The sequence below is a fragment of the Mycolicibacterium aichiense genome (assembly GCF_010726245.1).
GTDB lineage: Bacteria > Actinomycetota > Actinomycetes > Mycobacteriales > Mycobacteriaceae > Mycobacterium > Mycobacterium aichiense.
In genome coordinates, this window is sequence record NZ_AP022561.1 from 5,341,469 (window position 1) to 5,367,663 (window position 26,195).

The 26,195-nt window shown below is 65.7% G+C and carries 22 protein-coding genes; 13 read left to right on the top strand and 9 right to left on the bottom strand.

Features of this window, described 5'->3' with window-relative positions; genetic code table 11:
• Positions 1-9: 9 nt before the first annotated feature.
• The gene (locus G6N32_RS25785) at positions 10-672 is read right to left on the bottom strand and encodes a L,D-transpeptidase family protein (protein ID WP_115318302.1); all 663 of its coding nucleotides are present in this window, start codon (positions 670-672) and stop codon (positions 10-12) included.
• A gap of 288 nt (positions 673-960) precedes the next feature.
• Here G6N32_RS25785 and G6N32_RS25790 point away from each other — a divergent pair, with 288 nt between their 5' ends.
• From G6N32_RS25790 to G6N32_RS25805, 4 genes are all read left to right on the top strand, one after another.
• Positions 961-1,416 carry a hypothetical protein gene (locus G6N32_RS25790; RefSeq protein ID WP_147291978.1) on the top strand — a complete coding sequence of 152 codons (456 nt, stop codon included), beginning with the start codon at positions 961-963 and terminating at the stop codon, positions 1,414-1,416.
• 1,309 nt (positions 1,417-2,725) lie between these two features.
• Positions 2,726-3,655, top strand: coding sequence for a DUF5631 domain-containing protein (locus G6N32_RS25795; protein ID WP_163789463.1), 930 nt, complete (start codon positions 2,726-2,728; stop codon positions 3,653-3,655).
• The gene (locus tag G6N32_RS25800; protein ID WP_115318299.1) at positions 3,652-4,614 is read left to right on the top strand and encodes a hypothetical protein; all 963 of its coding nucleotides are present in this window, start codon (positions 3,652-3,654) and stop codon (positions 4,612-4,614) included. The genes G6N32_RS25795 and G6N32_RS25800 overlap by 4 nt, the downstream gene beginning before the upstream one ends.
• An 18-nt stretch (positions 4,615-4,632) precedes the next feature.
• Entirely contained in the window at positions 4,633-6,123 is a 1,491-nt protein-coding gene (locus tag G6N32_RS25805) for a bifunctional phosphatase PAP2/diacylglycerol kinase family protein (RefSeq protein ID WP_115318298.1), read from the top strand.
• Here the strand turns inward: G6N32_RS25805 and G6N32_RS25810 are convergent.
• Entirely contained in the window at positions 6,077-6,745 is a 669-nt protein-coding gene (locus tag G6N32_RS25810) for a phosphatase PAP2 family protein (protein WP_115318297.1), read from the bottom strand. The two genes, G6N32_RS25805 and G6N32_RS25810, sit on opposite strands and share 47 nt — an antisense overlap.
• 198 nt (positions 6,746-6,943) lie before the next feature.
• Here G6N32_RS25810 and G6N32_RS25815 point away from each other — a divergent pair, with 198 nt between their 5' ends.
• Together G6N32_RS25815 and stf0 are read left to right on the top strand one after the other, a co-directional pair.
• A complete protein-coding gene (locus tag G6N32_RS25815; protein ID WP_232077341.1) occupies positions 6,944-8,317 on the top strand; it encodes a sulfatase family protein in 1,374 nt (457 codons plus the stop codon).
• 68 nt (positions 8,318-8,385) lie between these two features.
• The gene (stf0, locus tag G6N32_RS25820) at positions 8,386-9,189 is read left to right on the top strand and encodes a trehalose 2-sulfotransferase (protein WP_115318296.1); all 804 of its coding nucleotides are present in this window, start codon (positions 8,386-8,388) and stop codon (positions 9,187-9,189) included.
• On the opposite strand, the gene G6N32_RS25825 is transcribed toward stf0, so the two are convergent.
• Positions 9,150-9,941 (bottom strand): trans-aconitate 2-methyltransferase, encoded by a 792-nt coding sequence (locus G6N32_RS25825; protein WP_115318295.1) that lies wholly within the window; start codon positions 9,939-9,941, stop codon positions 9,150-9,152. The genes stf0 and G6N32_RS25825 overlap by 40 nt on opposite strands.
• Before the next feature lie 99 nt (positions 9,942-10,040).
• On the opposite strand from G6N32_RS25825, the gene G6N32_RS25830 reads away from it, so the two are divergent.
• Together G6N32_RS25830 and G6N32_RS25835 are read left to right on the top strand one after the other, a co-directional pair.
• Complete coding sequence (locus tag G6N32_RS25830) at positions 10,041-11,873, top strand: ArnT family glycosyltransferase (RefSeq protein WP_232077343.1); 1,833 nt, start codon at positions 10,041-10,043, stop codon at positions 11,871-11,873.
• Between the two features lie 55 nt (positions 11,874-11,928).
• On the top strand, positions 11,929-13,122 hold the full coding sequence (locus G6N32_RS25835) for an alpha/beta hydrolase family protein (protein ID WP_115318294.1): 1,194 nt from the start codon (positions 11,929-11,931) through the stop codon (positions 13,120-13,122).
• A gap of 3 nt (positions 13,123-13,125) precedes the next feature.
• Here G6N32_RS25835 and G6N32_RS25840 read toward each other — a convergent pair whose 3' ends face one another.
• The 3 genes from G6N32_RS25840 to G6N32_RS25850 form a co-directional block, all read right to left on the bottom strand.
• Positions 13,126-14,025 carry a class I SAM-dependent methyltransferase gene (locus tag G6N32_RS25840; RefSeq protein ID WP_115318293.1) on the bottom strand — a complete coding sequence of 300 codons (900 nt, stop codon included), beginning with the start codon at positions 14,023-14,025 and terminating at the stop codon, positions 13,126-13,128.
• A 47-nt stretch (positions 14,026-14,072) separates the two neighbouring features.
• On the bottom strand, positions 14,073-14,393 hold the full coding sequence (locus G6N32_RS25845; RefSeq protein WP_115318292.1) for an EthD family reductase: 321 nt from the start codon (positions 14,391-14,393) through the stop codon (positions 14,073-14,075).
• A 90-nt stretch (positions 14,394-14,483) separates the two neighbouring features.
• Positions 14,484-15,383 (bottom strand): oxygenase MpaB family protein, encoded by a 900-nt coding sequence (locus G6N32_RS25850; RefSeq protein ID WP_410432412.1) that lies wholly within the window; start codon positions 15,381-15,383, stop codon positions 14,484-14,486.
• Positions 15,384-15,467: 84 nt separating this feature from the next.
• On the opposite strand from G6N32_RS25850, the gene G6N32_RS25855 reads away from it, so the two are divergent.
• Positions 15,468-16,088 (top strand): TetR/AcrR family transcriptional regulator, encoded by a 621-nt coding sequence (locus G6N32_RS25855; protein ID WP_115318291.1) that lies wholly within the window; start codon positions 15,468-15,470, stop codon positions 16,086-16,088.
• Here the strand turns inward: G6N32_RS25855 and G6N32_RS25860 are convergent.
• Positions 16,085-16,663, bottom strand: a complete 579-nt coding sequence (locus G6N32_RS25860) for a VOC family protein (RefSeq protein WP_115318290.1) — start codon at positions 16,661-16,663, stop codon at positions 16,085-16,087. The two genes, G6N32_RS25855 and G6N32_RS25860, sit on opposite strands and share 4 nt — an antisense overlap.
• A gap of 123 nt (positions 16,664-16,786) precedes the next feature.
• Between G6N32_RS25860 and G6N32_RS25865 the strand changes: the two genes are divergently transcribed.
• The 4 genes from G6N32_RS25865 to G6N32_RS25880 all read left to right on the top strand — a co-directional run bounded on the left by G6N32_RS25865 (position 16,787) and on the right by G6N32_RS25880 (position 22,527).
• A complete protein-coding gene (locus G6N32_RS25865; protein ID WP_115318289.1) occupies positions 16,787-17,908 on the top strand; it encodes an alpha/beta hydrolase in 1,122 nt (373 codons plus the stop codon).
• The gene (locus tag G6N32_RS25870) at positions 17,884-18,870 is read left to right on the top strand and encodes a 2-hydroxyacid dehydrogenase (RefSeq protein WP_232077345.1); all 987 of its coding nucleotides are present in this window, start codon (positions 17,884-17,886) and stop codon (positions 18,868-18,870) included. Before G6N32_RS25865 ends, G6N32_RS25870 begins: the two co-directional genes overlap by 25 nt.
• Positions 18,848-20,170 carry an MFS transporter gene (locus G6N32_RS25875; RefSeq protein ID WP_115318287.1) on the top strand — a complete coding sequence of 441 codons (1,323 nt, stop codon included), beginning with the start codon at positions 18,848-18,850 and terminating at the stop codon, positions 20,168-20,170. Before G6N32_RS25870 ends, G6N32_RS25875 begins: the two co-directional genes overlap by 23 nt.
• A 158-nt stretch (positions 20,171-20,328) precedes the next feature.
• Entirely contained in the window at positions 20,329-22,527 is a 2,199-nt protein-coding gene (locus G6N32_RS25880; protein WP_115318286.1) for an acyl-CoA dehydrogenase family protein, read from the top strand.
• A gap of 10 nt (positions 22,528-22,537) precedes the next feature.
• Here G6N32_RS25880 and G6N32_RS25885 read toward each other — a convergent pair whose 3' ends face one another.
• Together G6N32_RS25885 and fadD2 are read right to left on the bottom strand one after the other, a co-directional pair.
• Positions 22,538-24,376, bottom strand: a complete 1,839-nt coding sequence (locus G6N32_RS25885) for a DUF1214 domain-containing protein (RefSeq protein WP_115318285.1) — start codon at positions 24,374-24,376, stop codon at positions 22,538-22,540.
• 127 nt (positions 24,377-24,503) lie between these two features.
• A complete protein-coding gene (gene fadD2 / locus G6N32_RS25890) occupies positions 24,504-26,183 on the bottom strand; it encodes a long-chain-fatty-acid--CoA ligase FadD2 (RefSeq protein WP_115318284.1) in 1,680 nt (559 codons plus the stop codon).
• Positions 26,184-26,195 lie beyond the last annotated feature (12 nt).

A 26,195-nucleotide genomic window follows, 5' to 3' on the forward strand; every position in this document is an offset into this window, starting at 1 on the left:
CGATGAGCGCTATTTGGCGACGGCGATCAGCGCGCCGGGCTGAAGCCAGCGCATGATCTTGACGAGCGTGTCGTCGTCGAGCGAGACGCATCCGGCGGTGGGGCCACCGTCGGTGGTGTGGACGAAGAACGCGCCGCCATTGCCGGGAACGCGAGCCTTGTTGACGCCCATCACGATCGCGTGGGCGTACTGCGGGATGTAGAGGTTCTCGGTGCCGCTGGCCGGGTTGGTGTCGAACGGGCAGTCGGCTTTCTTGCAGACCTGCATGGTGTTGTAGGTCGGGCTCTTCATGTCGCCGTCCCACCAGTGATCTTTCGTGACCTGGACGTATTGCAGGCCACCGCCCGGGTTGGGCTGGGTACCGAAGGCGAAGTCGAGGGTGAAGATGCCCATCGGCGTCTTCATTTCGCCGTCATGAGATTGCGGGACCATGCCGTTGGCGCCGACGTGGGTGGGGACTCCGACGAGGACGGGCTGCCAGCCGTTGGCGCCGCGCTGCCAGACATCCATCTTCGCGGTGGCTCCGCCGGTGCTGACGACGGACAGGACCTGGGTGGCATTGCCGACGTTGGACTGAAACCACGGGGTTTCGGCGTGGCTGGGCGGCGCCGAGGACAGCGCGAGCAGTGCCGCGGTGAAGGCAGCACAGATCGAAACGACGGCTCGACGCATCGGTTCATGGTCCCTGTGCGGTTCCTGGCGGGTCAAGTCAAGGTTCGGTGACGGTTGCGCCTTGGCCAGCTAACGATGTCTGGGCGGTGTGGGTAAATTTGCGGCCGTCCCTGGAGCGCCTGAACTGGGTGTACCGGCTGGTCGGGGTGGGTATTGCACCTTTTAGTGAATAGCGGACCGGCAAACGCAAGGGATACCATTTTCGACATGTCGCAAGTGCCGTACGGACCCGGGCCTGCAGGACCAGCTCCGTGGCAGGGACCTCCCCCAACGGGAGGCCCGTCGCGGTTGCCGACCATCATCGCGATCGTCATCGCGGTAATAGCTGTTGCGGTCGCGATTGGTGCCTGGTTTCGGCCGGCGCCGAAGCCGGAGACTCCCGCCGCCAAGACGTACAGCGAGCAGGAGGTCGCCGACGCGAAGAAAGCGGTCTGCACCGCTTTCAATCACATTTATCACACACTCGATGTTAGTAACCGAAAGATTCCGAATAATACCGGAGACGCCTTCGCTATTATTGTTAATAATCGTCTCGCCGTACATATATCTGCTGATTATCTGCTTAGGCAGCTCGCCGAGAATCCTGCAGCCCCGAGCAACATCAGCTCATCTGTTCAAAAGCTCGCGACCACCTATGAAGAAACAGTCCTCGAGCAAATCGGCGACAGCGATAAAGATCGCCTTGATACATACTTCAAAACAGCGGATGAACTCCAAACGAGCCTTCAGCAGGACTGTGTGTGAGTGACTACCCTCCCGGTGACTGGGCGGCATTATTGGTCGGCCATCAATGGCCTGATGCCAGCTCATTGCCAGTACTCAAGTCAGCCGCAAGTAACCGATCTTCGATCGAGTCATTGCTCCATACCTACTCTGATCAGCTTGCGGCAGTGAGGACAGGGCCGCTCTCAGACCAAGAGGGTGTTACAGCAGACGATGCCCGCTCGACCTTCCATCAGGGGGAGCAGCATGCCCGCGAACTTGCAGCCCGAAATGAGACCAAGGCGCGATCTTACGATGCTGCTCAACAGTCAGTTTCTGAACTCCGTTCGAGCCTCTGGACGATAGCGACTCAAGGCGACGCGGAGATCAAGAGTATTCAAGCATCCAAGGACCCGCTCCCCGCAAAAGTCGGCAAGATCGTGGTGGCAGTTGTAAAGGGTCAGGCGCAAGCGAACGCGGAGGCCGCCAAGCATTGCGGGTCTATCTTCGGTGCGATTCAATCGATTCTCGATGACGATCCATCTGGACAATCCGCTCATTTATTCGCAAAGTCGAATGGGGTAGATCTCGATCGCGCATTCGGGTCGCCTAATCCGGACGCCGTGCGCCAGCAGGTCACCAAAACGCTCGACAACCTCAAGCAAGGCTCAACAACAGAAGGAAGTTCACACAACTTTCTGGCAGCCGGAAATGACGAGCCATCGACGTCTCCGCAGGGAAACGCCTCACTGCCTGCGAATACCGCTGGACCTGCTGCTCAACCTGGAACCGAACACACCACTGCGGTTCCACCGCCCGCCGCTGCGCCGGCGGCGGCTGCAGCACCAAGACCGGTATCCGCTCCTGGCACCGAGTCCACACAGCCCGTTCCTGCGACCACCACCACACTTCCTTCTGCACCTGCCGTAGCACAAACGCCACAATCTTCTTTTGGAGGAACGCCCCTCACGTCTGGATCAACTCCCGGCGTAACGGCACCACAGTCCGGCGCACTCACGCCGTCGGCATCACTCCCCTCCGCCCCCACAAACGCCCTCTCCCCCGAGGGCTTTGCCCAGAACTTCAACACCGGCGCACAAGCCGGCGGCCCCGTGTCGTCGGGCGCTGAAGGTCTCTCGAACACCGCTGCCCACGCCATGCAGCCGCAGGCACCCCTCCACCCCGAGAGCATGGCCGCACCGCCGATGGCGCCCACGGCGCCGAGCGCAGGAGCGCCGCTCTTCGAAACAGCCCACGCCGCACCAACATACGATGCCGCCCAAGCGCCCGTCGCTCCCCCAGCAGACACCACCCAGACCTACGTCGCCGCCCCGCCGCCCAGGCACCTGTCATGCCCTCGACGGCCACCCCCGCCGCGCCCCAAGGTCCGCTCCCCGCCTACGGTGCGGACCTGCGACCCCCCACAGCCACCACACCTGCCGCCCAGCCGGCCATGCCGACCGCGGCCTCCCCCGGATCGGCACCGGTCCACCCATCCGCCGGCACCCAGCTCAATCAACCCGCCGTGGTCCGCCAAGCTCCGGCAGCTGCATCAACGGCGGCCCCCGCACCGGCTGGGCTCACCGAAAATGCCGTCGCCGCAACCACTACCGGCGCCATGGCGGGCGCCAGCGCCGTCGTCACCCAAGCTCAGCAGCGCCTCAACAGGCTGCTCGACGCTGTCGCCCGCCAAGAACCGAAGTTGCGCTGGGCCATCGGCGATCGCGATGACGTCACCACCGTGCTGGCTACCGACCTGGCTAGCGGCTGGATCCCACCGCATGTCGAAATCCCCACCGGCATCAAGCTTCTCAAGCCCGGAAATCGCACCAGGCCACTCGACGCGCTACTCGGCGAGACCACCCTGACCGCTGCCTATGCCCCCGGGCAATACCTTCCGCCTGCAGAAGACGCACAACCCACGCAGATGTCCATCCGCGCACGCGACACCGCAGACGTCGAAGACCTCGGCTGGGAGCTCGCCCAAGCCACCAAGTGGCGTGACGGGCTACCCCGCCTCGCCCACACCCTGGCCAAAGCCGCATCGACGGGCACGGGCTACCTGGACTCCGAAGTGGAACTCCTTCGCGAACACCTCGCGACCGTCGCAGGCAAGGTTCTGGGTGACTACCCCGATCATGTCGACACCGCTAATGTCGGCAACTGGCAGCTCCTGGCGACCATCGACGCCCTGATCAAGGGTGAAAAGACCGCTGCCAACTACCACTTCGCGTGGTTTCAGGCCCTGAACCTGGCACTGAAGGGAGAGGTGCACCGATGAGTGGCGGCGGACGGCTCAGCGCGAGTGCGGGCCAATACCTTGCAGCCCAGGGCGGCAATGTGCCCCCACCACCCATCACTTCCGATCCCCTCGTCGCCGGCGCGACCCCCATCGAACAATTGCTGCGCGTACTCGGCCTGGCCGCCAATCTCGGTGACCCCAAGGACAACACCGAAAGCATCGAGGAACACGCCAAACGCGACTCCAAGACCGCCGAGGCCGCCGCGAAGTTCCCCGCCCAGGACGAGCAAGCCAGCGCCGAGATGAAAGGCGTTGCCGGGCAAGGCCAGGCCGATCAGATGGCCCAACAACTTCCGCAGATGGCCTCCCAGCTTGCCGGGGCCCTGGCCGGTGCGATGGGCGGAGCCTTGCAGCCGCTGGCCCAGATCCCCCAGCAGGTCGCCCAAGGCGCCCAACAGATGATGCAGGCCGGCATGGGCATGATGCAGCAAGCGGGTGGCACCTCCGCGGAACTGGACAAAGCCAGCCTGACCGACCCGTTGGGTGAGTTCGGTGAGACACCCGGTGAAATGGGTTCTGGCGGTGGCGGATCCGGCGGTGGCGGCGGCATCGGCGGTACCTCGCCGACCGCTATGCTCGGGCCGCCCCCGGTGCCCGCTGCAGGCACCTCGCCGTCAGCAGCAAACACCCAAGTGCCGGCACCACGAATGGCTGCGCCGACGTCGGCCCCCGCGGGCGGCATGGGCGGCATGCCGATGATCCCGCCGGGCGCAATGCACGGCGCGGGCGGATCGGAAAAGGACGCCAAGGCCGACACCAAGCGGGTGTCCGTGCCGACCGTGAAAAACGGCGCCCCGGTCCAAGGCCGCATCACGACTCCGCCGCCTGCCAATCCTCAGGTCACCAAGAAGGTCGACGGGAAGCCGGTCGCGACCAGGCGCATCATCCTGCCCGACAGCAAGCCGACAGACGAGGGATCCGGCGAGCCCAAGTCCTGACCCCGATACCGTGGAGCGATGACATCGCGAAGCTTGCTCGAAGGTCAAGGCATCCGTCAGATCACCGGCGGGCTGGGCACCCTGGACCGCGAGGTCTTCGAGGCCGTGGCCGAATCCCCGAGCCTGCTTCTGGATAAGGCCATGCCCCTGCTCACCCGAGCCGCCGACCACTCCAAGCTGTGGTTCGCCATCGCCGCGGTTCTGGGCGCGACGGGTTCGCCCTCGGCGCGCCGCGGGGCCGGCCGCGGGGTGATCACGCTGGCCATCACCAGCCTGGTGACCAATCAGGGCGCCAAGCGGGCGTGGAAACGCGATCGCCCGAACCGCACCCTGGTTCCGCTGGTCCGACGGTCGCGCCGAGTCCCGACGTCGAACTCTCTTCCCTCCGGCCACTCGGCCAGTGCCGCCGCCTTCGCGGTCGGCGTCGGCCTGGAGAACCCGCCGCTGGGCCTGGGCCTGGCGCTGCTGGCGGGGTTGGTGGGCCTGTCCCGGGTGGCCACCGGCGCGCACTACCCCGGCGACGTGTTCGCCGGATTCGGTATCGGCGCGGCGATCGCTGTGCTGGGTGGACGGCTGGTTCCGCCGATCGTGCCGGCGAAGCTGCCCTCGACCGAGCCTCTGGTGATCGACACCCCGGAGCGTCCGGAGGGCGAAGGCGTCGTGCTCGTCATCAACCCGGCCTCGGGCAGCGGTACCGGAACCCGGGTCATCGACGAGGTCCGCGAAAAGCTACCGAAGGCCGAGATCGTCGAACTCGGCGAGGACGACAACCCGGAGACCGTCCTGAAGGAGGCCGCCCAGCGCGCCGAGGTGCTCGGAGTGGGCGGCGGCGACGGGACCGTGTCCGCCGCGGCGTCGGTGGCAATCGCCACCGGCCTGCCACTGGCGGTGTTCCCCGCCGGAACGTTCAACCACTTCGCCAAGGACATCGGCTGCGAGACCGTCGACCGCACCGTCTCGGCCATCCGAGGTGGCAACGTCTCGTGCGTCGACCTGGTGTGCCTCAACGAAGACCAGATGGTGATCAACACCGCCAGCATCGGTGCATACCCGTTGTTCGTCCAGACCCGCGAGAAACTCGAACACAAGGTCGGCAAGCCACTGGCCGGGATGTACGCGATGCTGCACACATTGCGTCGCGGGACGCCGGTTCGAATCCGGTTCGACAACAAGACGATTCAGACGTCGCTGTTCTTCCTCGGTAATTCCGTCTATTTGCCGTCGGGATTCGCACCGGCGCGGCGGACCCGTATGGACGACGGGCTCATCGACGTTCGAATCCTGGAGACCGGCAAGCGATTCAGCCGGCTGCGTATCCTCAGCGCGGTCGCGTTCGGCCGGCTTGAACGCAGCCCGCTCTACCACGAGATTCAGGCGCCGGAATTCTCGTTCGAGGCCGTCGACGGGCCGACGCCGCTGGCCCGCGACGGCGAGGTCGGCGACACGTACGACAAAGCCAGTTTCAGCGCGAAGTACCGAGTGCTACCGGTGTTTCGGCCGCTGGCGTGAGCGGCAGCGGTGGCACCAGCCGCAGGCACAGCAGGTAGTAGAGGTAGCCCAGCGCCCACCCGGCCAGCACATCGGACGGGTGGTGAACGTTGAGCACCACCCGCCCCACCCCGACCGTCACGATCAACAGACCACCGACGACGCTCAACACCCGCCTGAGCTGGGGACTGAGGTGCGGCCACAGCACTGTGAGCAAGGCCAACACGCCCACCATGACCCCCAGCGCGTGGCCCGACGGGAACGACGTCGACGACCCGTGGGCAAGTGCCGTCGCCGGGCGGGGTCGGCCTGCCAGCGACTTTGCGCCCTCGGTCACCAGGCCCATCAGTCCGATGCTGATCACCAGAAACATCGCGGTAGGCACCTTGCGGCGCACCAACGCGATGATCAGCAGTATCAATGCGGCGACCCGGAAGCCGTTCGGGCCGAATACGACGCAGAACACCACCCAGAAGGACACCCAACCGGGGCGTGACGCACCGATGTTGTGGAAAGCCTGGAGCAGGTCAGTGTCGACTGAATCCAACCATCCCCAGTTGAGCGCATACCCGACCCACATCGTCGCGTAGACAGCCACGGCGACGACGATCGAGGCGATCAGCCAGGTCTTCTTCGATGCCATCTGTTCTTGAGTACCACGCGAGCCTGGCACGATCGTCGGAGTGACCGTCCTGCTACCAGGATTGTTCGGAATCGGTAACCTTCCGCGCTCAATGCCCGACCAAACTCCGACTGTGGATAACGGTTGCGCCGGACACCGGATGCGGGCAGCGTCACCGGTCGGGGCAAGCTAGACCCCACCAGCCGAACGGAGGCGTATGTGAGCCCGGACAACCTGCTGATCGTCCACTGGCACGACCTGGGCCGCTGCCTGGGCGCCTACGGATATCCGGGGGTGTCGAGTCCGCGTTTGGACCAGCTCGCCGCAGAAGGCATTCTGTTCACCCGCGCACACGCCACCGCCCCGCTGTGCTCGCCCGCGCGAGGGTCGCTGTTCACCGGTCGCTATCCCCACAGCAATGGACTGGTCGGCCTGGCTCATCACGGCTTCGAGTACCGCGCCGGTGTGCGGACCCTGCCCCACATTCTTCACGAGCACGGTTGGTATTCAGCACTATTCGGTATGCAGCATGAGACGTCGTTCCCGGCTCGGCTGGGATATGACGAGTTCGACGTCTCCAATTCCTACTGCGAGTACGTCGTCGAGCGGGCCCAGGAGTGGCTCACCGACAGCGCGCCGCTTGAGCAGGGCAGCCCTTTCCTGCTGACCGCCGGCTTCTTCGAAACGCACCGTCCTTATCCGCGCGAGCGTTACGAGCCTGCCGAGACCTCCGACGTCGAGGTCCCCGATTTCCTCCCCGACACCCCAGAGGTGCGCGGTGATCTCGCCGACTTCTACGGTTCCATCGCCGTCGCCGACGCCGCGGTCGGCCGACTGCTCGACACCCTCGATGAGACCGGTCTCGCAGCCAACACCTGGGTGGTGTTCCTCACCGACCACGGCCCGGCGTTCCCCCGCGCCAAGTCGACCCTGTACGACGCCGGCACCGGCATCGCGACGATCATCCGCCCGCCACGCCGGCTCCAGAACACACCATTGGTGTACGACGAACTGTTCAGCGGCGTGGACCTGCTGCCGACTTTGTTGGAACTGGTCGGCATCACCCCTGGCGATGACATCGAAGGACTGTCCCATGCGGCCAATCTGCTTGCCGGGCATGGCAATGAGATCCGCGATCACGTCTACACCGAAAAGACCTACCACGACTCCTATGACCCCATCCGCGCGATCCGGAGCAAGAAGTACAGCTACATCGAGAATTACGCCCGACGCCCCCTGCTCGACCTGCCGCTCGACATCGAGGAAAGCCCGTCCGGCCACGCCGTGGAGCCGTTCATCAACGCACCGCGACCGGCGCGCGAACTCTACGACCTCGAAGCCGACCCGGCCGAACTGAGCAATCTTCTGCTCGAGCCGACCGCGGAAGCCGAAGCCGTCGCCGAAGAGCTCGCGGTCCGGCTCAACGATTGGCGCCAGAAGACCGGCGATGCCATCCCTTCCGAATTCGCCGGAACCCGGATCGCGGCCCGCTATACCGAGACCTACTTCGAGATCAACGGATTGAAACTGACCAGCAGATCTGCCATCGCCGCCGAGCGCGGATTCGACGACGAAGTTGGCTCACAGCAATAGTTTTCGTCAGCACGAGTTTAAACTTCTCCGACTGCGCAGCTCGGCTTCACCGCCGTTAGGCTCAGCGCATGCCCGATCATCCGACCGCCTACCTCGTCCTCGCCTCTCAGCGCAGCGGCAGCACGCTGTTGGTGGAGTCATTGCGAGCGACCGGCGTCGCCGGTGAGCCCCAGGAGTTCTTCCAGTACCTGCCGAATACCAGCATGTCCCCGCAGCCCAAAGAGTGGTTTTCCGACACCGACGACGAATCGATTCTGCGACTGCTCGATCCACTGATCGAAGGCAAGCCAGACCTGGCTCCCGCGGAGATCTGGCGCGACTACATCCGCACGGTCGGCCGCACTCCCAATGGAATCTGGGGCGGAAAACTGATGTGGAATCAGACCGCGCTTCTGCTCAGCCGGGCCAAGGATCTGCCCGAGCGGTCGGGATCCGGGCTCCTGTCCGCCATCCGCGATGTGGTCGGCAGCGATCCGGTGCTGATCCACGTGTATCGACCCGACGTTGTCTCGCAAGCGGTTTCGTTCTGGCGGGCAGTCCAGACCCGGGTCTGGCGCGGCAGGCCGGATCCGGTGCGGGACGCGCGGGCCGAATACCACGCCGGCGCGATCGCCCACGTGGTGCAGATGCTGCGGGCGCAGGAGGAAGGCTGGCGCAACTGGTTCGCCGAAGAGGACGTCCACCCGATCGACGTTCCCTACCCGGTGTTGTGGCGCAACCTGACTGACGTGGTCGCGCAGGTACTCGAGGCGCTCGGGCTTGACCCGCGACTGGCGCCCGCACCTGTTCTGGAACGCCAGGCGGATCAGCGGTCCGACGAATGGGTGGACCGCTACCGCGCCGACGCCGAGCGGGACGGACTGCCCACCTGAGCGACGACGAAGATCCGGCGGAACGGAAAGTACGTACGCCCGTCCGGGCGAGCGGGGTAGGCCTCGTCGAGCATCGGGATCAGTTCGGTCCGAAACTGGTGCCACTGGTCGTCGTCCAGCCGATCACGCACGGGAGTGAGTGCGGTGCCGGTGATCCAGTTGAGCACGGCGTTCTCTCCGTCGAGCTCATGGACGTAGGTGGTCTCCCAGGCGTCGACGTGGCAGCCCGCATCGGTGAGGATCTCGGCATACCGGATCGGTGACTCGACGACCTTGGCCGAACGGAACACGAAGTCGCCCAGGATGTTTGACCAGCGTTCCTGATCTGCCAGCCGGCGCACCGCCACATGGGACGGCGCGTCGAAGTTGCCGGGCACCTGGACGGCGATCCAGGCGCCCGGATCCAGCTGGCCGGCCCAGCGCACCATCAGCTCGGGATGCCCCGGAATCCATTGCAGTGCCGCGTTACTGAACACGACGTCGGTGTCCGGCTGCGGTGTCCACGCGGTGATGTCAGCCAACTGGGCGTCGATTCCGCGCTCCCGAGCGGCGGCGACCATCTCCGCAGAGCTGTCCACAGCCTCCAGCACGGCATCCGGCCAGCGCGCAGCCAGCTGTTCGGTGAGATTGCCCGGGCCGCACCCCAGGTCGGCCACCCGCCGCGGGGACTCGGCGCCGACCCGCCCCAGCAGGTCGAAGAACGGCCTGCCGCGCTGGTCGGCGAACGTCAGATAGGTCTGCGGGTTCCACATTCCGCCCACTTCACCACACGCACGGGAATCATGAAATACACAGCGACTTCCCAGCTCTGCGAACGCGCGTCAGCCAGCACTTTCAGGCACGGTGGTGCGGTGACCGCCACCGCCGACCACACCGAAGTACTCGGTGCGGCCATCGCTGACGTCCCGGTGCGCGCCGCGCCCCGGTGGCCTGCCCTCGCTGTGACCGTACTGCTGGTCGCCACCGCGGCGCTATACCTCTGGAATCTGCCGATCAACGGCTACGGCAACGCCTTCTATGCGGCGGCCGCCCAGTCCGGCGCCAAAAGCTGGGATGCGTGGTTCTTCGGCTCACTGGATCCCAACAACTTCATCACCGTCGACAAACCGCCTGCCGCGTTGTGGATAACGGGGTTGTCGGTGCGGTTGTTCGGGATGAACAGCTGGGCGGTCCTGGTGCCGCAAGCATTGATGGGAGTCGGCGCCGTCGCGCTGCTCTACGCTACGGTGCGCCGCGTCGTGACCGACCCTGCGCGCGGTGCGGTCGCGGGCTTGATCGCCGGCGCCGTCCTGGCGCTCACCCCGGCTGCCACCTTGATGTTTCGCTACAACAACCCCGACGCACTCATGGTTCTGTTGATGGTCGCGGGCGCCTACTTTCTGATTCGCGCCATCCCCGGCGCGTCGTGGCGATGGCTGATGCTCGTCGGGGTCGCGCTGGGGCTGGCATTTCTCACCAAGATGCTGGCCGGGCTGATGGTGCTACCCGCCTTTGGTCTCGTCTATCTCTTGTTCGCACCGACGAATTGGTGGCGACGACTGCTGCACCTCCTGAGTGCCACTGCCGCACTGGTGATTTCCGGTGGTTGGTGGGTCGCGGTGGTGCAGCTGTGGCCGGCTGCGGCACGTCCGTACATCGGTAGTTCGACAGACAACACGGTGCTCAATCTCGCACTGGGGTACAACGGCGTTGACCGCATAGTCGGAGGCGGCAACGCAGTGGCCCACGGGCACCCCGGCGGCTGGAGCACCCACGCCGGGGTGCTGCGGCTCCTTTCCGCGGAGATGGGCTACGAGGCGTCCTGGCTGCTGCCCGCCGTGGTCGTCGCCGTCGTGGCGGGCGCGTGTCTTGCGTTGCGCCGCAAGCTAAGCCGCGTCGAAGCGGCCAGCTTCACCATGTGGACCGGGTGGTTGGCCGTGTGCACAGTCGTATTCAGCTACATGACCGGCATGGTGCACCCGTACTACACCATCGCCTTGGCGCCGGCGGCCGGTGCCCTGATCGGCTTGGTCGCGGTGTGGAGCAGATCCGCGGCGATCGCGATGGTGGTGGCCGCCGCCTGGTGGGCCGTCGTTCTGCTGAACCGGGCACAACTGGGTCCGACCTGGACCCGCTCGCTCATCGAGGGTGCGGCCATTGCGGCCATAATTCTGCTGGCCGCGGCGCTGACCCGATGGCCGCGGCTGACCCCCGTCGCGCTGGCGGTGTCGCTCGTGGCGGGCCTCACCGGCACAGCGATGTTCTCGGTGGCAACCGCCGCCACCCCACACAACGGGTCGATACCCAACGCCGCCCACACCGCCGACGTGTGGCCGACCGTCGGCAACCGTTTCGGCAAGACGATGATCATGGGCGCCAGCTCGGACAGAGTCGATCCGAAGCTGGCCGAGACGCTGGCCGCCACCCGCACCCCGTGGTCGGCGGCCACCTCCGGATCGCAGGCGGCGGCCGCACTGGAAATCGCGTCCGGTACCGCGGTGATGGCAATCGGCGGCTGGAGCAACGACCCGGTGCCCACGCTGGACCAATTCATCGACGACGTACACGCCCAGAAGATCAGCTACTACGTCGACAGCGGCCGGATGCGCAGCCACGACCGGGTCGGCGGGCAGATCGCCGACTGGGTACAACACCATTACCGACCGGAGAAGGTCGGCGGCGCGACGGTGTATCGCCTGTTGTGAACCGCGTGCCCAGTTAGCATCCGAGGACAGATGCCGACCTCGAAAGGCCGCGACAATGACGTCGAACGTCGACCTGCCCATTCCGGTGCCGGTACCCGATGTGCCGGGTGCCGACGCCGGATACGAGGGATTGCCCGACCGGTCCGATCTGACCGCCCTTCAGCGTCTCACCGTAGACGCCTCCGCGGTGGCCGACATCGGCCTGCGCACGGCGATCGCGTCGCTGGTCGGGGCGTCCATGCTGCCGACCGTCGCCAAGAGCATCGTGCGCCGGTCGGACCTGCACCGCGAGCGCAGCAATCTGGAGTTCTACGCCGAACTCGCCGCGCGCCGCGACCCGGTGGCATCCTTTCCCGCACCAACCGACGTGCCCGCCGTGACGACCCGCCCGGCCAACCCCGTCGCGCAGTACATCGCACACGGCAACGTGGAGAATCTGCGTTTCGAGAGCAGTTTCGTACCCGTCAATCCGGACATGCGTAAGCAATGGACGCGACTGGAGCGCAACAACGTTGTGTGGGCTCAGCATTGGCGCCACGACGACGGACCACGGCCGACATTGTGCGTGATCCACGGTTTCATGGGTTCGCCCTATCTGTTCAATGGGCTGTTCTTCTCGCTGCCGTGGTTCTACAGGACCGGATACGACGTGCTGCTCTACACGCTGCCGTTCCACGGCCGCCGCGCCGAAAAAGGCTCGCCCTTCAGCGGATACGGCTTCTTCTCCCAAGGCATGGCCGGATTCGCCGAGACCATGGGCCAGGCGGTCCACGACTTCCGGTCGGTCGTGAACTGGTTACGCGACACTGGAGTCGACCGCATCGCGCTCACCGGAATGTCGTTGGGCGGCTACACCTCAGCGCTGGTGGCCTCGGCTGATGACCGGCTGGAGGCGGTGATACCCAACGTCCCGGTGGTCACGCCGGAGTCGACGTTCGACGAGTGGTGGCCGGCCAATAAGCTGATCGAGATGGGCCGCAAGTTCGGCACCATCGGACGTGCCGAGTCCGCGGCCGCCTCGGCCTACCACTGCGCGTTGAACTACGAGCCGTTGGTGCCGCGGGATCGGCGACTGATCATCACCGGTCTCGGTGATCGGCTGGCGCCGCCTGAGCAGGCCGAGGCGCTGTGGGAGCACTGGGATCGCTGTGCGCTGCACTGGTTCCCGGGCAACCACATCCTGCATGTCAGCCAGCCCGAGTATCTGCGGCGCATCAACCGGTTCCTCCGGCCGGTGATGTGGGATTAGCGTCTAGCCTTTGATCGCGCTCACCAGCGTGATGCTGGACAGCATGTTGGCCGCATCGGCGTCCGCAGACTCGACCGAGCGGCCTACGGTCTCCAGGTAGTCGATCAACGTGGTGTCCTGCGCCGTCCACCCGCGCTCGGCGAACCACTGCGCAGCTGGTGCATGCTGCTCGTTGTACACCAGCTGCCACCACTGGCCCCGCTCGTCGTCGCTTGCCTTCGCTTCGTCGACTTTCTCGCGGAAGGCATCGCGATCCATCGGTCGCCCCTCCTCGACAGCCGCGTGGCTGCCCGGTGCCGCCAGTGTGTCGATCCCGGTGAACAGCTGCTCCTGGGCACTGGCGGGCAGGTAGATGAGCAGACCCTCGGCGATCCATGCCGACGGCTCGTGGGACCGGAAACCGCTGTCGCGCAAGGCTTGCGCCCAGTCGTCCCGCAAATCGATCGCGATCTCCTTGCGCTCGGCTTTCGCGGTGGCGCCGTGCGCGGCCAAGGTCTCGCGCTTGAACTCCAGCACCTGCGGCTGGTCGAGTTCGTAGACGGTCGTACCTGGCGACCAGTCCAGCCGGTAGGCGCGGGAATCGAGGCCCGCGGCGAGCAGGACGATCTGACGCACGCCCGCCTGTGCCGCCGCGCGGAAGTACGCGTCGAAATACCGGGTGCGCGCGGCCTGGAAGGTGACGAAGTGTTGACCGAACTCCGGGGTCTTCAGCGGATGGTCGGGCGCCTCGCCGTCGAGGACTGCAGCCCATGGACCGCCCACGGCGCGACAGAACACCTCGGCGAACGGGTCGACCGCCAATGGGTCGGGTTTCTGGGCCTCGAGTGCGCGGGCGGCGGCGACGAACAACGCCGTCGACCCGACGCTGGTGGTGATGTCCCAGGTGTCGTTGTCACTTCGCACTTCCGCGAGGGTACTCGCGGAATCTGGCAATGCGCGGGTGGCAGGGATCAGTGCGAGGGAATCTCAATGTCCGAGAAGAGGACTCGAACACCCCCGGTCGACAGCCGCGCCATGGCCTCGAAGAACGCGCCGGCCTCCGCGGTGGCCACCGCTGCGCTGGCCGCGTCGTAGTCCGGGTAGTACAGGTCGATCATCCGGTAGGCCGGAGTCGGCGAGCCGTCCTCCTTGGGCCACACCTTCGAGGTCTCGAACCGGATGTGGCCCGGGATCTTGCGGGCCGCTTCGAGTTGTTCGGCCTCGTACGCGGCCTCGAAGGCATCCGGATCGGTGGGGTTGTCGTAGATGACCGTGATCTTGGTTTCCGGCACCTGATCTCCTTTGACGTTACTGACGCTGGCGACGCCAGCCAGTATTGCCGGTCAGGCCCAGAAGCGATACCCGAACCGGGTCCGACCGGGTCAGACCAGCGGTCGGCCGGTGCGGATCCGCCAATCCACATCGCGCAGAAGCAGATTGAACGGGAACTCGCGGATGATCCGCGGAGTCAGGTTGTTGACGAACCGGATGCGCGCCATCAACCGGTCGAACTTGCGCTGCTTGTCCGGATTCCAGTCGAGGCGCATCTCGTCGCGGAAGCGCTGGGGTAGGAAGCCCGTGGTGATCAACAGATTGAATTGTTCGAGCGGTTCCTGCACCCGCTTCGGCAGCCGCACGCCCCGGATCCGCGACACCGCGAAGGGGTACAGATATTCGCGGATGGTGTCGTCGATGTGCAGCTTGTCCAGGGATTGCTGCCAGTACTCGTCGAACGCGACCCGGTCGGCCGGCCACATCTCGGCGGGTACCTGCAACGTGGTGGCCAATGCCGCACTCTCCCGGTAGTGCCGGTCGGCGGTCTCGTCGTCCATCTCACCGATGAACACCCGGGCCACATCGACTCCGCCCTTGTAGAGGCACGCGGCCACCCAGAGCTGCAGGTTCTTGTCGAACGCGTTGTACTCCACCGGGCTGTCTGGCGTCGAGTAGACCTGCGCGTGCGACTTGTTGACCGCACGCCGGTACGCCTTCTTCTGTTCGTCGGTGCCGCGGGTGGCCACCGCCAAATACGTGAAGGTCGTCCTGGCCCGTTTGATCGGGTGCCGGTCGGCTCGCCCACTCTCGACCCGGCTCTCCATCACTCCGTAGCCGACACCCGGCAGGGCCAGCTCCATGATGACGTTCGCCGGGCCGGCAAGCAGCGCAACACCCATCAGCCCGTCGTCGAAACCCGGCCCCCATTTCCGGCGGCGGGCCGACGGCATCGGCGGCGCACTCACCGCCCGATCGACGTGGCTGAAGACGGGTTCGCGGATCGCCACGCTGGGCCACCTATCGAATGAGAATCTGACAACGAATGTTTCCCAATATTGCCGCCCTGGCCGGAACAATGTCAAGATGGGCTAATGACGCAGGCGCGGCCATATGGAGGCGTGGATGCCGCCGACCGGCTGGCCCGGAGACGGGCCCGCCTACTGGAGGCCGGGCTGGAGCTGCTGGGCAGCGACGTCGACCCTGCTGAGCTCACGGTTCGAGGCATCTGCCGAGAGGCCGGCGTCGCCACCCGCTACTTCTACGAGAGCTTCGCCGACAAGGACGAGTTCGTCGCGGCGGTCTTCGACTGGGTGGTCGCCGAGCTGGCCGCCACCACGCAGGCCGCGGTGGCAACCGCCCCGGTCGATGCGCAGAACCGGGCAGCGATGGCCAATATCGTGCGGACCATCGAACTCGATCCACGGGTCGGTCGGCTGATGTTCAGCTCGCAGCTGTCCAACACCACGGTGGTCCGGAAACGGCAGGAGTCCGGCGCGCTGTTCGCGATGCTGTCGGGCCAGCATGTCGAGGCGTTGTTACACCGCCCCGCCAACGACCGGATCAAGGCATTCGCGCACTTCGTCGTCGGCGGCGTCGGTCAGACCATCAGTGCCTGGCTGGGCGGGGCGATCACACTGACACCCGCCGAACTCGCTGATCAGCTCACCGCGATCATCGACGAACTCGGCGATCCGCGGCTGTTCCGCGACTAGCCTGCAGAGATCGGCAGCTTGCGGTCGGCTGCCGTCTTGGGTGCAGTTGCGGCTTCGTGATCGGTGAATTCCCGCGTCCAGCAGGCGAATTCGAGCACGATGCCGTCCGGATCGCTGAAGTAGAAGGACCGTACGTAGACCCCGGGGTGGAGTTCGCGAGTGGCCCCCTGCGGACTGTCGTCGTGGTTGAGCACCGGCCCGACCCGCACACCTTTGTCCTTGAGCCGCTGGCGGTACTCGTCGAACTTCTCTTCCGGCACATGGAACGCCAAGTGATTCATCGAGCCCACTGCGCTGACGATCGAACCCAGGCCCGGTAGCGCTGCCGGCGTGGTGCTGCCCGCCGTACCGTCCGGCGCCTCGGCGAACCAGAAGAACGCCACGCAATCGCCGTTACCTGCGTCGAAAAAGAAGTGCTGCCCCAGTCCGTCCGGCAGATTCAGCGACTTGACCAGCGGCATACCCAGAACGTTCGAGTAGAAATCGACTGTGCGCTCCATGTCGGAGCACACCAACGCGATGTGGTTGATTCCACCGAGTTCGAACTCTGGGTTGGTGTTGTGCGGCTTTATCACGGCGTGCCCCCACAGATCCTGGTCGACTCTCCCAACCGAACCTAACACCGGATTCAGGCATGTACATCGACGCTGACGAATATCGTCTCCTCAGCGATCCACACCCGAAGGAGGCCGCCGGAGATGCCCACCCCCGGAGTCGTGCGCGAATTCATCGGGATGACGTCGCCAACCGCGCGCCGTGCCGGCGCAGGCGGCCATCCCTGCCAGGGGCTTTACCACCGCGGAGTGGGCCGCAAGCCGAAGGTCGCCGTCATCGCCACCCACTACCAGATCGACTTCTCCGAGCACTACCTCGCCGATTATCTGGCCACCCGCGGCGTGGGGTTCCTCGGCTGGAACACCCGCTTCCGCGGATTCGAAAGCAGCTTCATGCTCGACCACGCCCTGGTCGACATCGGCGTCGGAGTGCGCTGGCTGAGGGAAATCCAGGGCGTGGAAACGGTTGTGCTCCTGGGTAATTCCGGGGGCGGCTCGTTGATGGCGGCGTATCAGTCCCAGGCCGTCGATCCCAACGTCACCCCGTTGGACGGTATGCGGCCCGCCGCGGGGCTGACCGAACTGCCGCCTGCCGACGGTTACATCGCCAGTGCCGCCCACCCCGGGCGTCCCGACGTCCTGACCGCATGGATGGACGGCGCCGTCATCGACGAAAACGATGCGGTGGCCACCGATCCCGACCTCGACCTGTTCAACGAGCGCAACGGGCCTCCGTTCTCCGACGAGTTCCTTACTCGCTACCGGTCGGCTCAGGTAGCCCGTAACCACGCCATCACCGACTGGGCAGAGACCGAGCTCAAACGGGTGCAAGCCGCCGGCTTCTCGGATCGGCCGTTCACCGTGATGCGGACCTGGGCCGACCCGCGCATGGTCGACCCGGCCATCGAACCCACCAAACGGCAGCCCAACCTCTGCTACGCCGGCGTCCCGGTGAAGGCCAACCGCTCCGCACACGGCATCGCCGCAGCCTGCACGCTGCGCAGCTGGCTGGGCATGTGGAGCCTCACCACCGCCCAGACCCGCGCCGAACCGCATCTGGGCCGGGTCACGGTTCCGGCATTGGTGATCAACGCCGAACAGGACACCGGGGTGTTCCCATCGGATGCTCAGCGCATCTTCGACGCGTTGGCCAGTACCGACAAGACTCTGTGTGCCATCGACACCGACCACTACTTCACCACGCCCGGCGCGCGCGGCGAGCAGGCGGACACGATCGCGAAGTGGATCGCAAAGCGGTGGCGCTAAGAGTTCTGGCGCACTTTCTCCCCGGCGAGAAGGTGCTGGATATTGTTGCGCCAGAGTCGGATTGGCTGGACATTCGCTGGTGCCACGAAAACGACGACGAGGCGCTGCACCGCGAGTTGCCCGATGCCGAGGTGATCTGGCACGTCCTGCGTCCGCTGTCCGGTGAGGATCTGCGCCGTGCACCGCTGCTGCGGCTGGTACACAAGTTGGGCGCGGGGGTGAACACCATCGATGTCCAGACAGCCGACGAGCTGGGGATCGCGGTGGCGAACATGCCGGGTGCCAACGCGCCCTCGGTCGCCGAGGGCGCGGTGCTGCTCATGCTCGCCGCGCTGCGCCGACTTCCCGCGCTGGACCGCCTCACCCGGCAGGGCCTGGGCTGGCCGACGGACCCCAGCTTGGTCGAGACCGTGCGCGACATCGGCAGTTGCACCGTCGGCCTGGTCGGCTACGGCAATATCGCCAAACGCGTCGAGCGGATCGTGCTCGCGATGGGCGGCACCGTCCTGCACACCAGCACCGCCGACGACAAGACCGCGACCTGGCGTCCACTGCCCGATCTGCTCGCCGCCAGCGACGTGATCAGTCTGCACTTGCCGCTGACCGCCGCGACCGACAAGCTGATCAACCGGGCAGCGCTGGACGCGATGAAGCCGCATGCGGTGTTGGTCAACACATCTCGTGGCGGTGTCGTCGACGAGTCGGCGTTGATCGGCGCCCTCCGCGATGGCCGGCTGGCCGCCGCCGGACTCGATGTGTTCGCCGACGAGCCCGCCGATCCGGGCAGCCCCCTGCTCCAGCTCGACAACGTCGTGGTGACGCCCCATGTCACCTGGTGCACCGTCGACACCATGCGGCGCTACCTGATCCAGGCCGTCGACAACTGCCGCCGTCTGTACGACGGCCGCGACCTGGTCAACGTCGTCAACGGGAGGCCGGATGTCCGTCGTATCGACCGGTGAGCAGTCGCTGGAAGCGCGCACCATGCGCAAGGTGGCCGTGCGCGCTCTGCCGTTCCTCATGGCGCTGTACTTCGTCAACTACCTCGACCGCACCAACCTCGGCATCGCCAAAGCCGACATCAGCGAACACCTCCAGCTCACGGCGAGCATGTTCGGCCTGGCGTCGGGCATCTTCTTCATCGGATACGTCCTGGTCGAGGTGCCGTCCAATCTCGCTCTCGAACGCTTCGGCGCCCGCCGTTGGCTGGCGCGCATCGCGGTGTCATGGGGAATCGTCGCCGTCGCAATCGGATTCGCGCCCAACGCGCCAACCCTGCTGGCGTTGCGATTCCTGCTCGGCGTCGCCGAGGCGGGGCTCTTCCCCGGGGTGATCTTCTATCTGACCCGCTGGTTCCCCGCCGCCTACCGGGCGCGGATCGTGGCCTTGTTCATGATGGCCAGCCCGATCGCCGCAGCCGTCGGAACTCCGTTGGCAGCGTGGATGATCCAGGCCGGTGAAGGCACGTTCGGGCTGGCCGGCTGGCAATTCATGATGATTGGCGTCGGGTTGCCCGCGATCATCCTCGGCGTGATCTGCTGGTTCTACCTGACCGACCGGCCCGCCGAGGCGCACTGGCTGCAGCCCGACGAACGGCAATGGCTGACCGACGTGCTGGCCGAGGAGGAACGCGACGTCGCAGCCAGTTTCGACTTCCCACTGCGCCGGGCGCTGACCAGCCCGCGGATCTGGTTGTTGGCCCTGGTGTACTTCGGCGTCGCCTACGGTTTGTACGCGCTGGCGTTCTTCCTGCCCTCGATCATCTCCGACTTCAAGAAGACCTTCGATGTGCACCTGTCGATCGTGCAGGTCGGCCTGATCACCGCGGTGCCCTACACCCTTGCCGCGATCGCGATGTACCTCTGGTCACGCCACGCTGACCGCCAGAACGAACACGTCTGGCACGTTGCGATCCCAATGGGGTTGGGCGGCTTGGCTATTCCGATCGCGCTATATCTCGACTCCCCGCTGCTGGTGATGATCCCGGTGTGCATCACCGCGATGGGAGTGTTCAGTGCGATCCCCAGCTTCTGGGCGCTTCCGGCGCAGTTCCTCACCGGCGCCGCCGCCGCGGGCGGGATCGGGCTGATCAACTCGATCGGCAATCTCGGCGGATTCGCAGCCCCGTACGCGACCGGTGCGCTGAACCAGTTCACCGGCAGCGACAAGGCCGGCATGTGGGCGGTGGGCATCGTCATGCTGATCTCCGCGGTCGTCGTGGTGGTGCTGCGCGCAACCCCTGACCGGGATACCCAGCAATAGCGGCGTCGAGTGTGCGTCGGGATTGAATTTTGCCCCCGGGCCGCGATCTGCACGCACACTCGATGGCATAGCCGGGGTAGGTGAACACGCCTCCGTGAGCTGTGAGCCGTTAGGTACCCTGGCTCCCAACCCACCGGTTAATAGGGAAGGCACCCGACATGCCCATCGCGATCACCCAGGACCACAACGATCTCGCCGATTCGGTGAAATCCCTCGTCGCACGGGTCGCGCCGTCGGAGGTACTACACGACGCGCTGGAGACGCCGATCCCCAACCCGCCGCCGTACTGGAAGGCCGCGGCCGAGCAGGGCCTGCACGGCCTGCACCTGGCCGAGTCGGTCGACGGGCAGGGCTTCGGCCTGCTGGAGCTGGCGATCGTGATCGCCGAGTTCGGCTACGGCGCGGTGCCCGGGCCGTTCGTCACCTCGGCGACAGCCAGTGCGCTCATCTCCGCCCATGATCCCGAGACCGCGTTGCTGAGCAAGTTGGCCTCCGGCGAGCTGATCGCCACCTGCGCGCTGGAGTCGGGTCTGACCGCGACCCGCCAGGACGGCTCGCTGGTGATCCGCGGCGAGGCCCGCTCGGTGCCCGCCGCCGCGCAGGCCGCCGTTCTGGTGCTGCCGGTTGCGATCGAAAGCGGCGTGGAATGGGTGATCCTCGACGCCGACCAACTCGAGATCGAGCCGGTCAACTCGGTGGACTTGTTGCGTCCGGTGGCGCATGTGCGGGCCAACGCCGTCGAAGTCAGCGCCGACCGCGTGCTGTCCAACATCTCCCAGGCCGCCGGCCGAGCGATCCTCACCACTCTGCTGTCCGCCGAGGCGGTCGGTATCGCCCGCTGGGCCACCGACACGGCTGCGGCGTATGCGAAAATCCGCGAGCAATTCGGCCGCCCGATCGGCCAGTTCCAGGCCATCAAGCACAAGTGTGCCGAGATGATCGCCACCACCGAGCGGGCCACCGCGGCGGTCTGGGATGCCGCGCGTGCACTGGACGAAGCGGCCGAAAAGGACTGGGACAACGGCCAAACGGCGTACGAGTTCGCCGCGGCCGTGGCTGCCAGTCTGGCGCCGGCAGCCGCCCAGCACACCACCCAGGACTGCATCCAGGTGCATGGCGGCATCGGCTTCACCTGGGAGCACGACACCAACGTCTACTACCGCCGCACGCTCGGTCTGGTCGCCGCGTTCGGGCGCCCCAGCGAATACCAACAGAAGGTCTTCGACACCGCGACCAGCACCGGCATGCGGGCCATCAACATCGACCTCGACCCCGAGACCGAGAAGCTGCGCGACGAGATCCGCGCGGAAGTGGCTGCCCTCAAATCGATTCCGCGCGAGGAACGCAAGACCGCGATCGCCGAGGCCGGCTGGGTGCAGCCGCACCTACCGAAGCCGTGGGGCCGGGCCGCCAAGCCGATCGAGCAGATCATCATCGCCCAGGAGTTCACCGCAGGGCAGGTCAAGCGACCGCAGATGGGTATCGCAGCCTGGCTGATCCCCTCCATCGTGGCATTCGGCAACGAGGAGCAGAAGCAACGCTTCCTGCCGCCGACATTCCGCGGTGAGATGATTTGGTGCCAGCTGTTTTCCGAGCCGGGCGCGGGCTCCGATCTGGCCAGCCTGACCACCAAGGCCACCAAGGTCGACGGCGGCTGGCGAATTACCGGGCAGAAGATCTGGACCACCGGCGCCCAGTACGCGCAGTGGGGCGCGCTGTTGGCGCGGACAAACCCGAGCGCGCCGAAACATAATGGCATCACCTACTTCCTGCTCGACATGAAAGCCGAGGGGGTCGAGGTCAAGCCGCTGCGTGAGCTCACCGGTCACGCCATGTTCAACACGGTGTTCATCGACGATGTGTTCGTTCCCGACGAGCTGGTGCTCGGCGAGGTGGACCGTGGGTGGGAGGTCAGCCGTAACACCCTGACGGCTGAACGGGTTTCGATCGGAAGCAGCGAGCCGGGATTCCTGGCCAACCTCGACGGGTTCGTGGACTTCGTGAGCAAGGGACATTTCGACCAGGTCGGTCATCACCGGGCCGGCGAACTGATCGCTGAGGGGCATGCGGCCAAGCTGTTGAACCTGCGCTCGACGCTGCTGACCCTGGCCGGTGGCGATGCGATGCCGTCGGCCGCAATCTCGAAGCTGCTGTCGATGCGCACCGGGCAGGGCTACGCCGAGTTCGCGGTGTCCTCGTTCGGCGTCGACGGCGCCATCGGCGATTCCGCAGAGCTGCAAGGCAAATGGGCGGAGTATCTACTGGGCAGCCGGTCGACGACGATCTACGGCGGCACCTCCGAGGTTCAGCTCAACATCATCGCCGAGCGCCTGTTGGGGCTGCCCCGCGATCCGTAGGACTCGGCGGTCAGGCCTGCGGGTAGGGCGCCCAACGCTTGTCGAAGCCGGACTTGCGCAGAACAAGCTGCTCATCACGCTCGGTCTGCGTGATCACGGCGGTGCCGTTGGTGTCGTGGGTGAGCTCGCTGAGCTTGACCACCTGCGACTGGACGCTGGGCGCAGCCGGATCCTCGGTATCCAGATTCTGGAATCGCATCGAAATGATGCCCTGATTCAGCCCTCCGGTCGAGATCCAGTTGGCCACAAGCGGATCGGTCGGTGAGATCACCACCGTGTAGGTTCCGTCGTCGTTTTTCACAGCCTGATCGGAGTTGAGACTTGTCGGCTCGTTCCAGTAGTCGCCGGTGATCGTCCAGTCGTTGTATACCGGAATGCTGACGAATTTGGCGTTGCCGGGATCGATCGTCAGGACCAACGCCTCGTCGTCGGCAAGCTGGAAGTAGCCGTTGCTCTGCAACTGATTGGCCAGGAACTCGGCGTTACTTGCCGGCTCCGTCATGGTGTTGGGCTGGCGTGGCATTCCGGTCGCAGGATCGGTAGTGGCCAGCGCCATGTACTTGGCTTCCTGGTTCGCGCCGCGAATGATCATCAGCAACGCGGTCAGCGTTCCATGCACGATGGGTGTGTCGGCGATCGGCAACGGCGGTATCACGGAGACCAACTTGGCCAGCGTCGGATTGTTGTTGACCACCGAGCCGAAGAACAGAAACCCACCGAGCTGAGCGAATAAACTGTTCGGTGGCCCACTGACCTTATGCACCGCCAGATCCATCGGCTCTTCGGCGTTCCAGTCGCCCAACGTGTTTCGCACCGCGACCAGTGTGGAGCTCGAGGTCAGCTGGAGATGGTTCTTCTCCCCCGGTGTCGCGGCAGCACCGCTGACCGTGATCACGAACGAACCGTCGTCGCTGACATCGATGTCTTTGAGACTCAGAATGGTCGACGTCTTTCCCGAGCTGCCCTCCAGCACGCTGAATGTGGTGTCGGCGGGAATCGCGTCATAGAAGCGCCCGGTGATCACGTACTCCGACGTCTTGTTGACCGCGATGAACCGGTAGATGGTGTCGGGGTTGTCGTAGAGCAGGCGCGAGCCACCGACATCCACCCCGTACCAGCCGTGCGGAGGCGCTACCTGGGTGACCACCGCAGGATTCATCGGGTTGAGAATCTGTTCGGAGAATGCCGAGGCGAGCGCATACTCGTTGACCGCGTTGTCCAGCGCGGCCAGATTCGCCGCGTCGGGCCCGCCAACCAGAGCGAACTGCTTGTTGGCTGCGGCGAGGAAGCCCTGGCGCAGAACGAATTTCATCAGCTTCACCGGCAACGTGCGGACCGCCTGCATAGCGAACTGCTCACGGGAGACCTGCTGCTGGGTGCCCAGCGGACTGACCTGGTTGGTCAACTCGACCGTGGTTGTTCCCGCCGCGCCCTGCTGCAGTGCCGCGGAGCGGCGACGGGTGTAGGCCACCGCGTCCAGATCGATGGGCGATGCGACCGGAGCGGCCGGATCAGTGGCCCGGACCCGGCGCGAGGACGCGACTGCCCGGGGCAGGCCGGTCACCGTGGCCGCGGCAGACGTGGTCGTGACACGCGCCGAACCCGCCCGGGCACGCTGACTCGCGGCAGCGCCGCCGGATTTCTTCGCACTCGCAGCGTGTGACGACGAGCCCGCACCCGACGAGTGCGCCGAGCCGCCGGTGTCGGCCTCCGCAGTCGGCATGGCAATCGCCGCACCGACACCGAGGAACAGGGCCAGTGCACCTACCCGGCCGACGTACCTGGCGTAGCTCGTTCGCGGCGGCGAGCCGCCGTCGACACCTCGGACGGGCCGGGCCGCGTGGTGCATGTTGCCTCCGCTGTGCGGTGTGTCACTCAGGACCTTTGGTGTAGCACAGATCACAGCTAACCTGCAACAGTGTGAAGGCTATGTCTTACTAGCGAAACACGTGGCTGTTTTTGTCTCGGAGGCGCAGCTACTGCACCTCGATGTCGCGCAACTCCCGCTTGAGGATCTTGCCGGTGGGGTTGCGCGGCAACTCGGAGAGGAACACCACCTCGCGCGGAACCTTGTAGCGCGCAAGGTGTTCGCGCACATAGTTCTTGATCGCGTCCTCGGTGAGTTCGGCTTCCTCGCGCAGCACGACGAATGCGCGAAGCCGGGCACCCCAGTCGGGGTCGTCGACGCCGAGTGCGGTCGCCTCGACGATGTCGGGGTGGCCGCTGATGAGGTCTTCGACCTCGGCGGGGAACACATTCTCCCCGCCGGAGACGATCATCTCGTCGTCGCGGCCGCTGACGAACAGCAGGCCGTTGTGGTCGAAATAGCCGACGTCACCGGATGACATCAGCCCATCGATGATCTGCTTGTGACCGCCGCCGGTGTAGCCCTCGAACGGGAAGCTGTTGCCGACGAAAATCCGCCCGACCTCGCCCTGCGGTAGCTCGTTGCCGTTGTCGTCGAGGATCTTCACGGTGACACCGGTGACGACGGGTCCGACGGTTGCCGGATTCATCTGCAGATCCTTGGGCCCCGCGATCGTCGCGAACGCGACTTCCGTTGAGCCGTACATGTTGTAGATGACCGGACCGATGTCCTTCAGCGCCCGGGTGGCCAGTTCCGCGCCGAGCTGAGAGCCGGAGACGAACACGATCCGCAGCGACGACAGGTCCGGCTTGGTCTCCATCTTCTCCAGCGCATCGAGCATCCGCGCGAGCATCACCGGGACCACCACGATCGCGGTCACTCCGTGCTTCGCTACGTCCTGCAAGACGATGTCCGGCTTGAACTTTCGATGCAGCACCAGCGTCGAGCCCAACGTCAGGGCGATGGTGGCATGCAGATATCCCAGGGCATGAAACATCGGCGACGGCAGCGAGGTGACCTCGCCGGCGCGGAACGGCACGGCGGACAGAATGCCGCCGATCGGCGCCAGCGTCGGCGGGGTGTTCCTGGTCGCTCCCTTCGGGGTTCCGGTGGTGCCGCTGGTGAGGATGATGATCGACGACCGCTTGGTGGCCTTCGGCGCGGGTGCGGTGCTGCTGCGCTTGATGACCTCGGCCAGGGTTTCGTCGGTGCTGCCAGACGGACTGTCGGTATCAGGGTTGGTCCCCAGTGCGCGCAGCTTGCCCAAGGGCGGCTCGGCGAGCTTGACGGCCTCGGCGTACTCATCGTCGTAGATGATCAGCTTGGCGCCCTCACGCTCGGACACGTCTCTGATCTGCGGTCCGGAGAACTCGGTGTTGAGCATGATCGTCCTGGCGCCGACGCGAGCGGCCCCGTAGTTCGCGATCACGAACCAGCGGTGGTTCCGGGCCAGGATGGCCACCCCGTCGCCACCGGTGACACCCTTGGCCAGCAACGCGTTGGCGACAGCGTTGGCGGCGTCGTCGAGTTCTTTGAAGGTCATCGAACCTTCGTCGTCGATGATCGCCGCCTTGGTGGGTGTGCGGCGGGCGTTGAGAGCCGGAACCATCCCGATCTCACCCCACCGGCGGATGTCGGCCACCATCCCGATGAGATTCTGGGGCGGCTCGAGGCGGAAGGCGCCCGACTCGATCATTTTCGCCAGGTAGTGCAGCTCAGCGGACCCTCGGTCGGCCAATCGCTGAGCCTTGGCCAGTGCCTGCGCGGGGAGATCGAAAAGACTGGGCATGGCTGCAACCCT

Bases quoted from the DNA above. Each gene is read 5' to 3' on its own strand.
- fadD2 (WP_115318284.1), bottom strand. From the start codon at position 26,183: ATGCCCAGTCTTTTCGATCTCCCCGCGCAGGCACTGGCCAAGGCTCAG.
- G6N32_RS25800 (WP_115318299.1), top strand. From the start codon at position 3,652: ATGAGTGGCGGCGGACGGCTCAGCGCGAGTGCGGGCCAATACCTTGCA.
- G6N32_RS25880 (WP_115318286.1), top strand. From the start codon at position 20,329: ATGCCCATCGCGATCACCCAGGACCACAACGATCTCGCCGATTCGGTG.
- G6N32_RS25825 (WP_115318295.1), bottom strand. From the start codon at position 9,941: ATGTGGAACCCGCAGACCTATCTGACGTTCGCCGACCAGCGCGGCAGG.
- G6N32_RS25855 (WP_115318291.1), top strand. From the start codon at position 15,468: ATGACGCAGGCGCGGCCATATGGAGGCGTGGATGCCGCCGACCGGCTG.
- G6N32_RS25875 (WP_115318287.1), top strand. From the start codon at position 18,848: ATGTCCGTCGTATCGACCGGTGAGCAGTCGCTGGAAGCGCGCACCATG.
- G6N32_RS25865 (WP_115318289.1), top strand. From the start codon at position 16,787: ATGCCCACCCCCGGAGTCGTGCGCGAATTCATCGGGATGACGTCGCCA.
- G6N32_RS25885 (WP_115318285.1), bottom strand. From the start codon at position 24,376: ATGCACCACGCGGCCCGGCCCGTCCGAGGTGTCGACGGCGGCTCGCCG.
- G6N32_RS25810 (WP_115318297.1), bottom strand. From the start codon at position 6,745: ATGGCATCGAAGAAGACCTGGCTGATCGCCTCGATCGTCGTCGCCGTG.
- G6N32_RS25805 (WP_115318298.1), top strand. From the start codon at position 4,633: ATGACATCGCGAAGCTTGCTCGAAGGTCAAGGCATCCGTCAGATCACC.
- G6N32_RS25785 (WP_115318302.1), bottom strand. From the start codon at position 672: ATGCGTCGAGCCGTCGTTTCGATCTGTGCTGCCTTCACCGCGGCACTG.
- stf0 (WP_115318296.1), top strand. From the start codon at position 8,386: ATGCCCGATCATCCGACCGCCTACCTCGTCCTCGCCTCTCAGCGCAGC.
- G6N32_RS25835 (WP_115318294.1), top strand. From the start codon at position 11,929: ATGACGTCGAACGTCGACCTGCCCATTCCGGTGCCGGTACCCGATGTG.
- G6N32_RS25795 (WP_163789463.1), top strand. From the start codon at position 2,726: ATGCCCTCGACGGCCACCCCCGCCGCGCCCCAAGGTCCGCTCCCCGCC.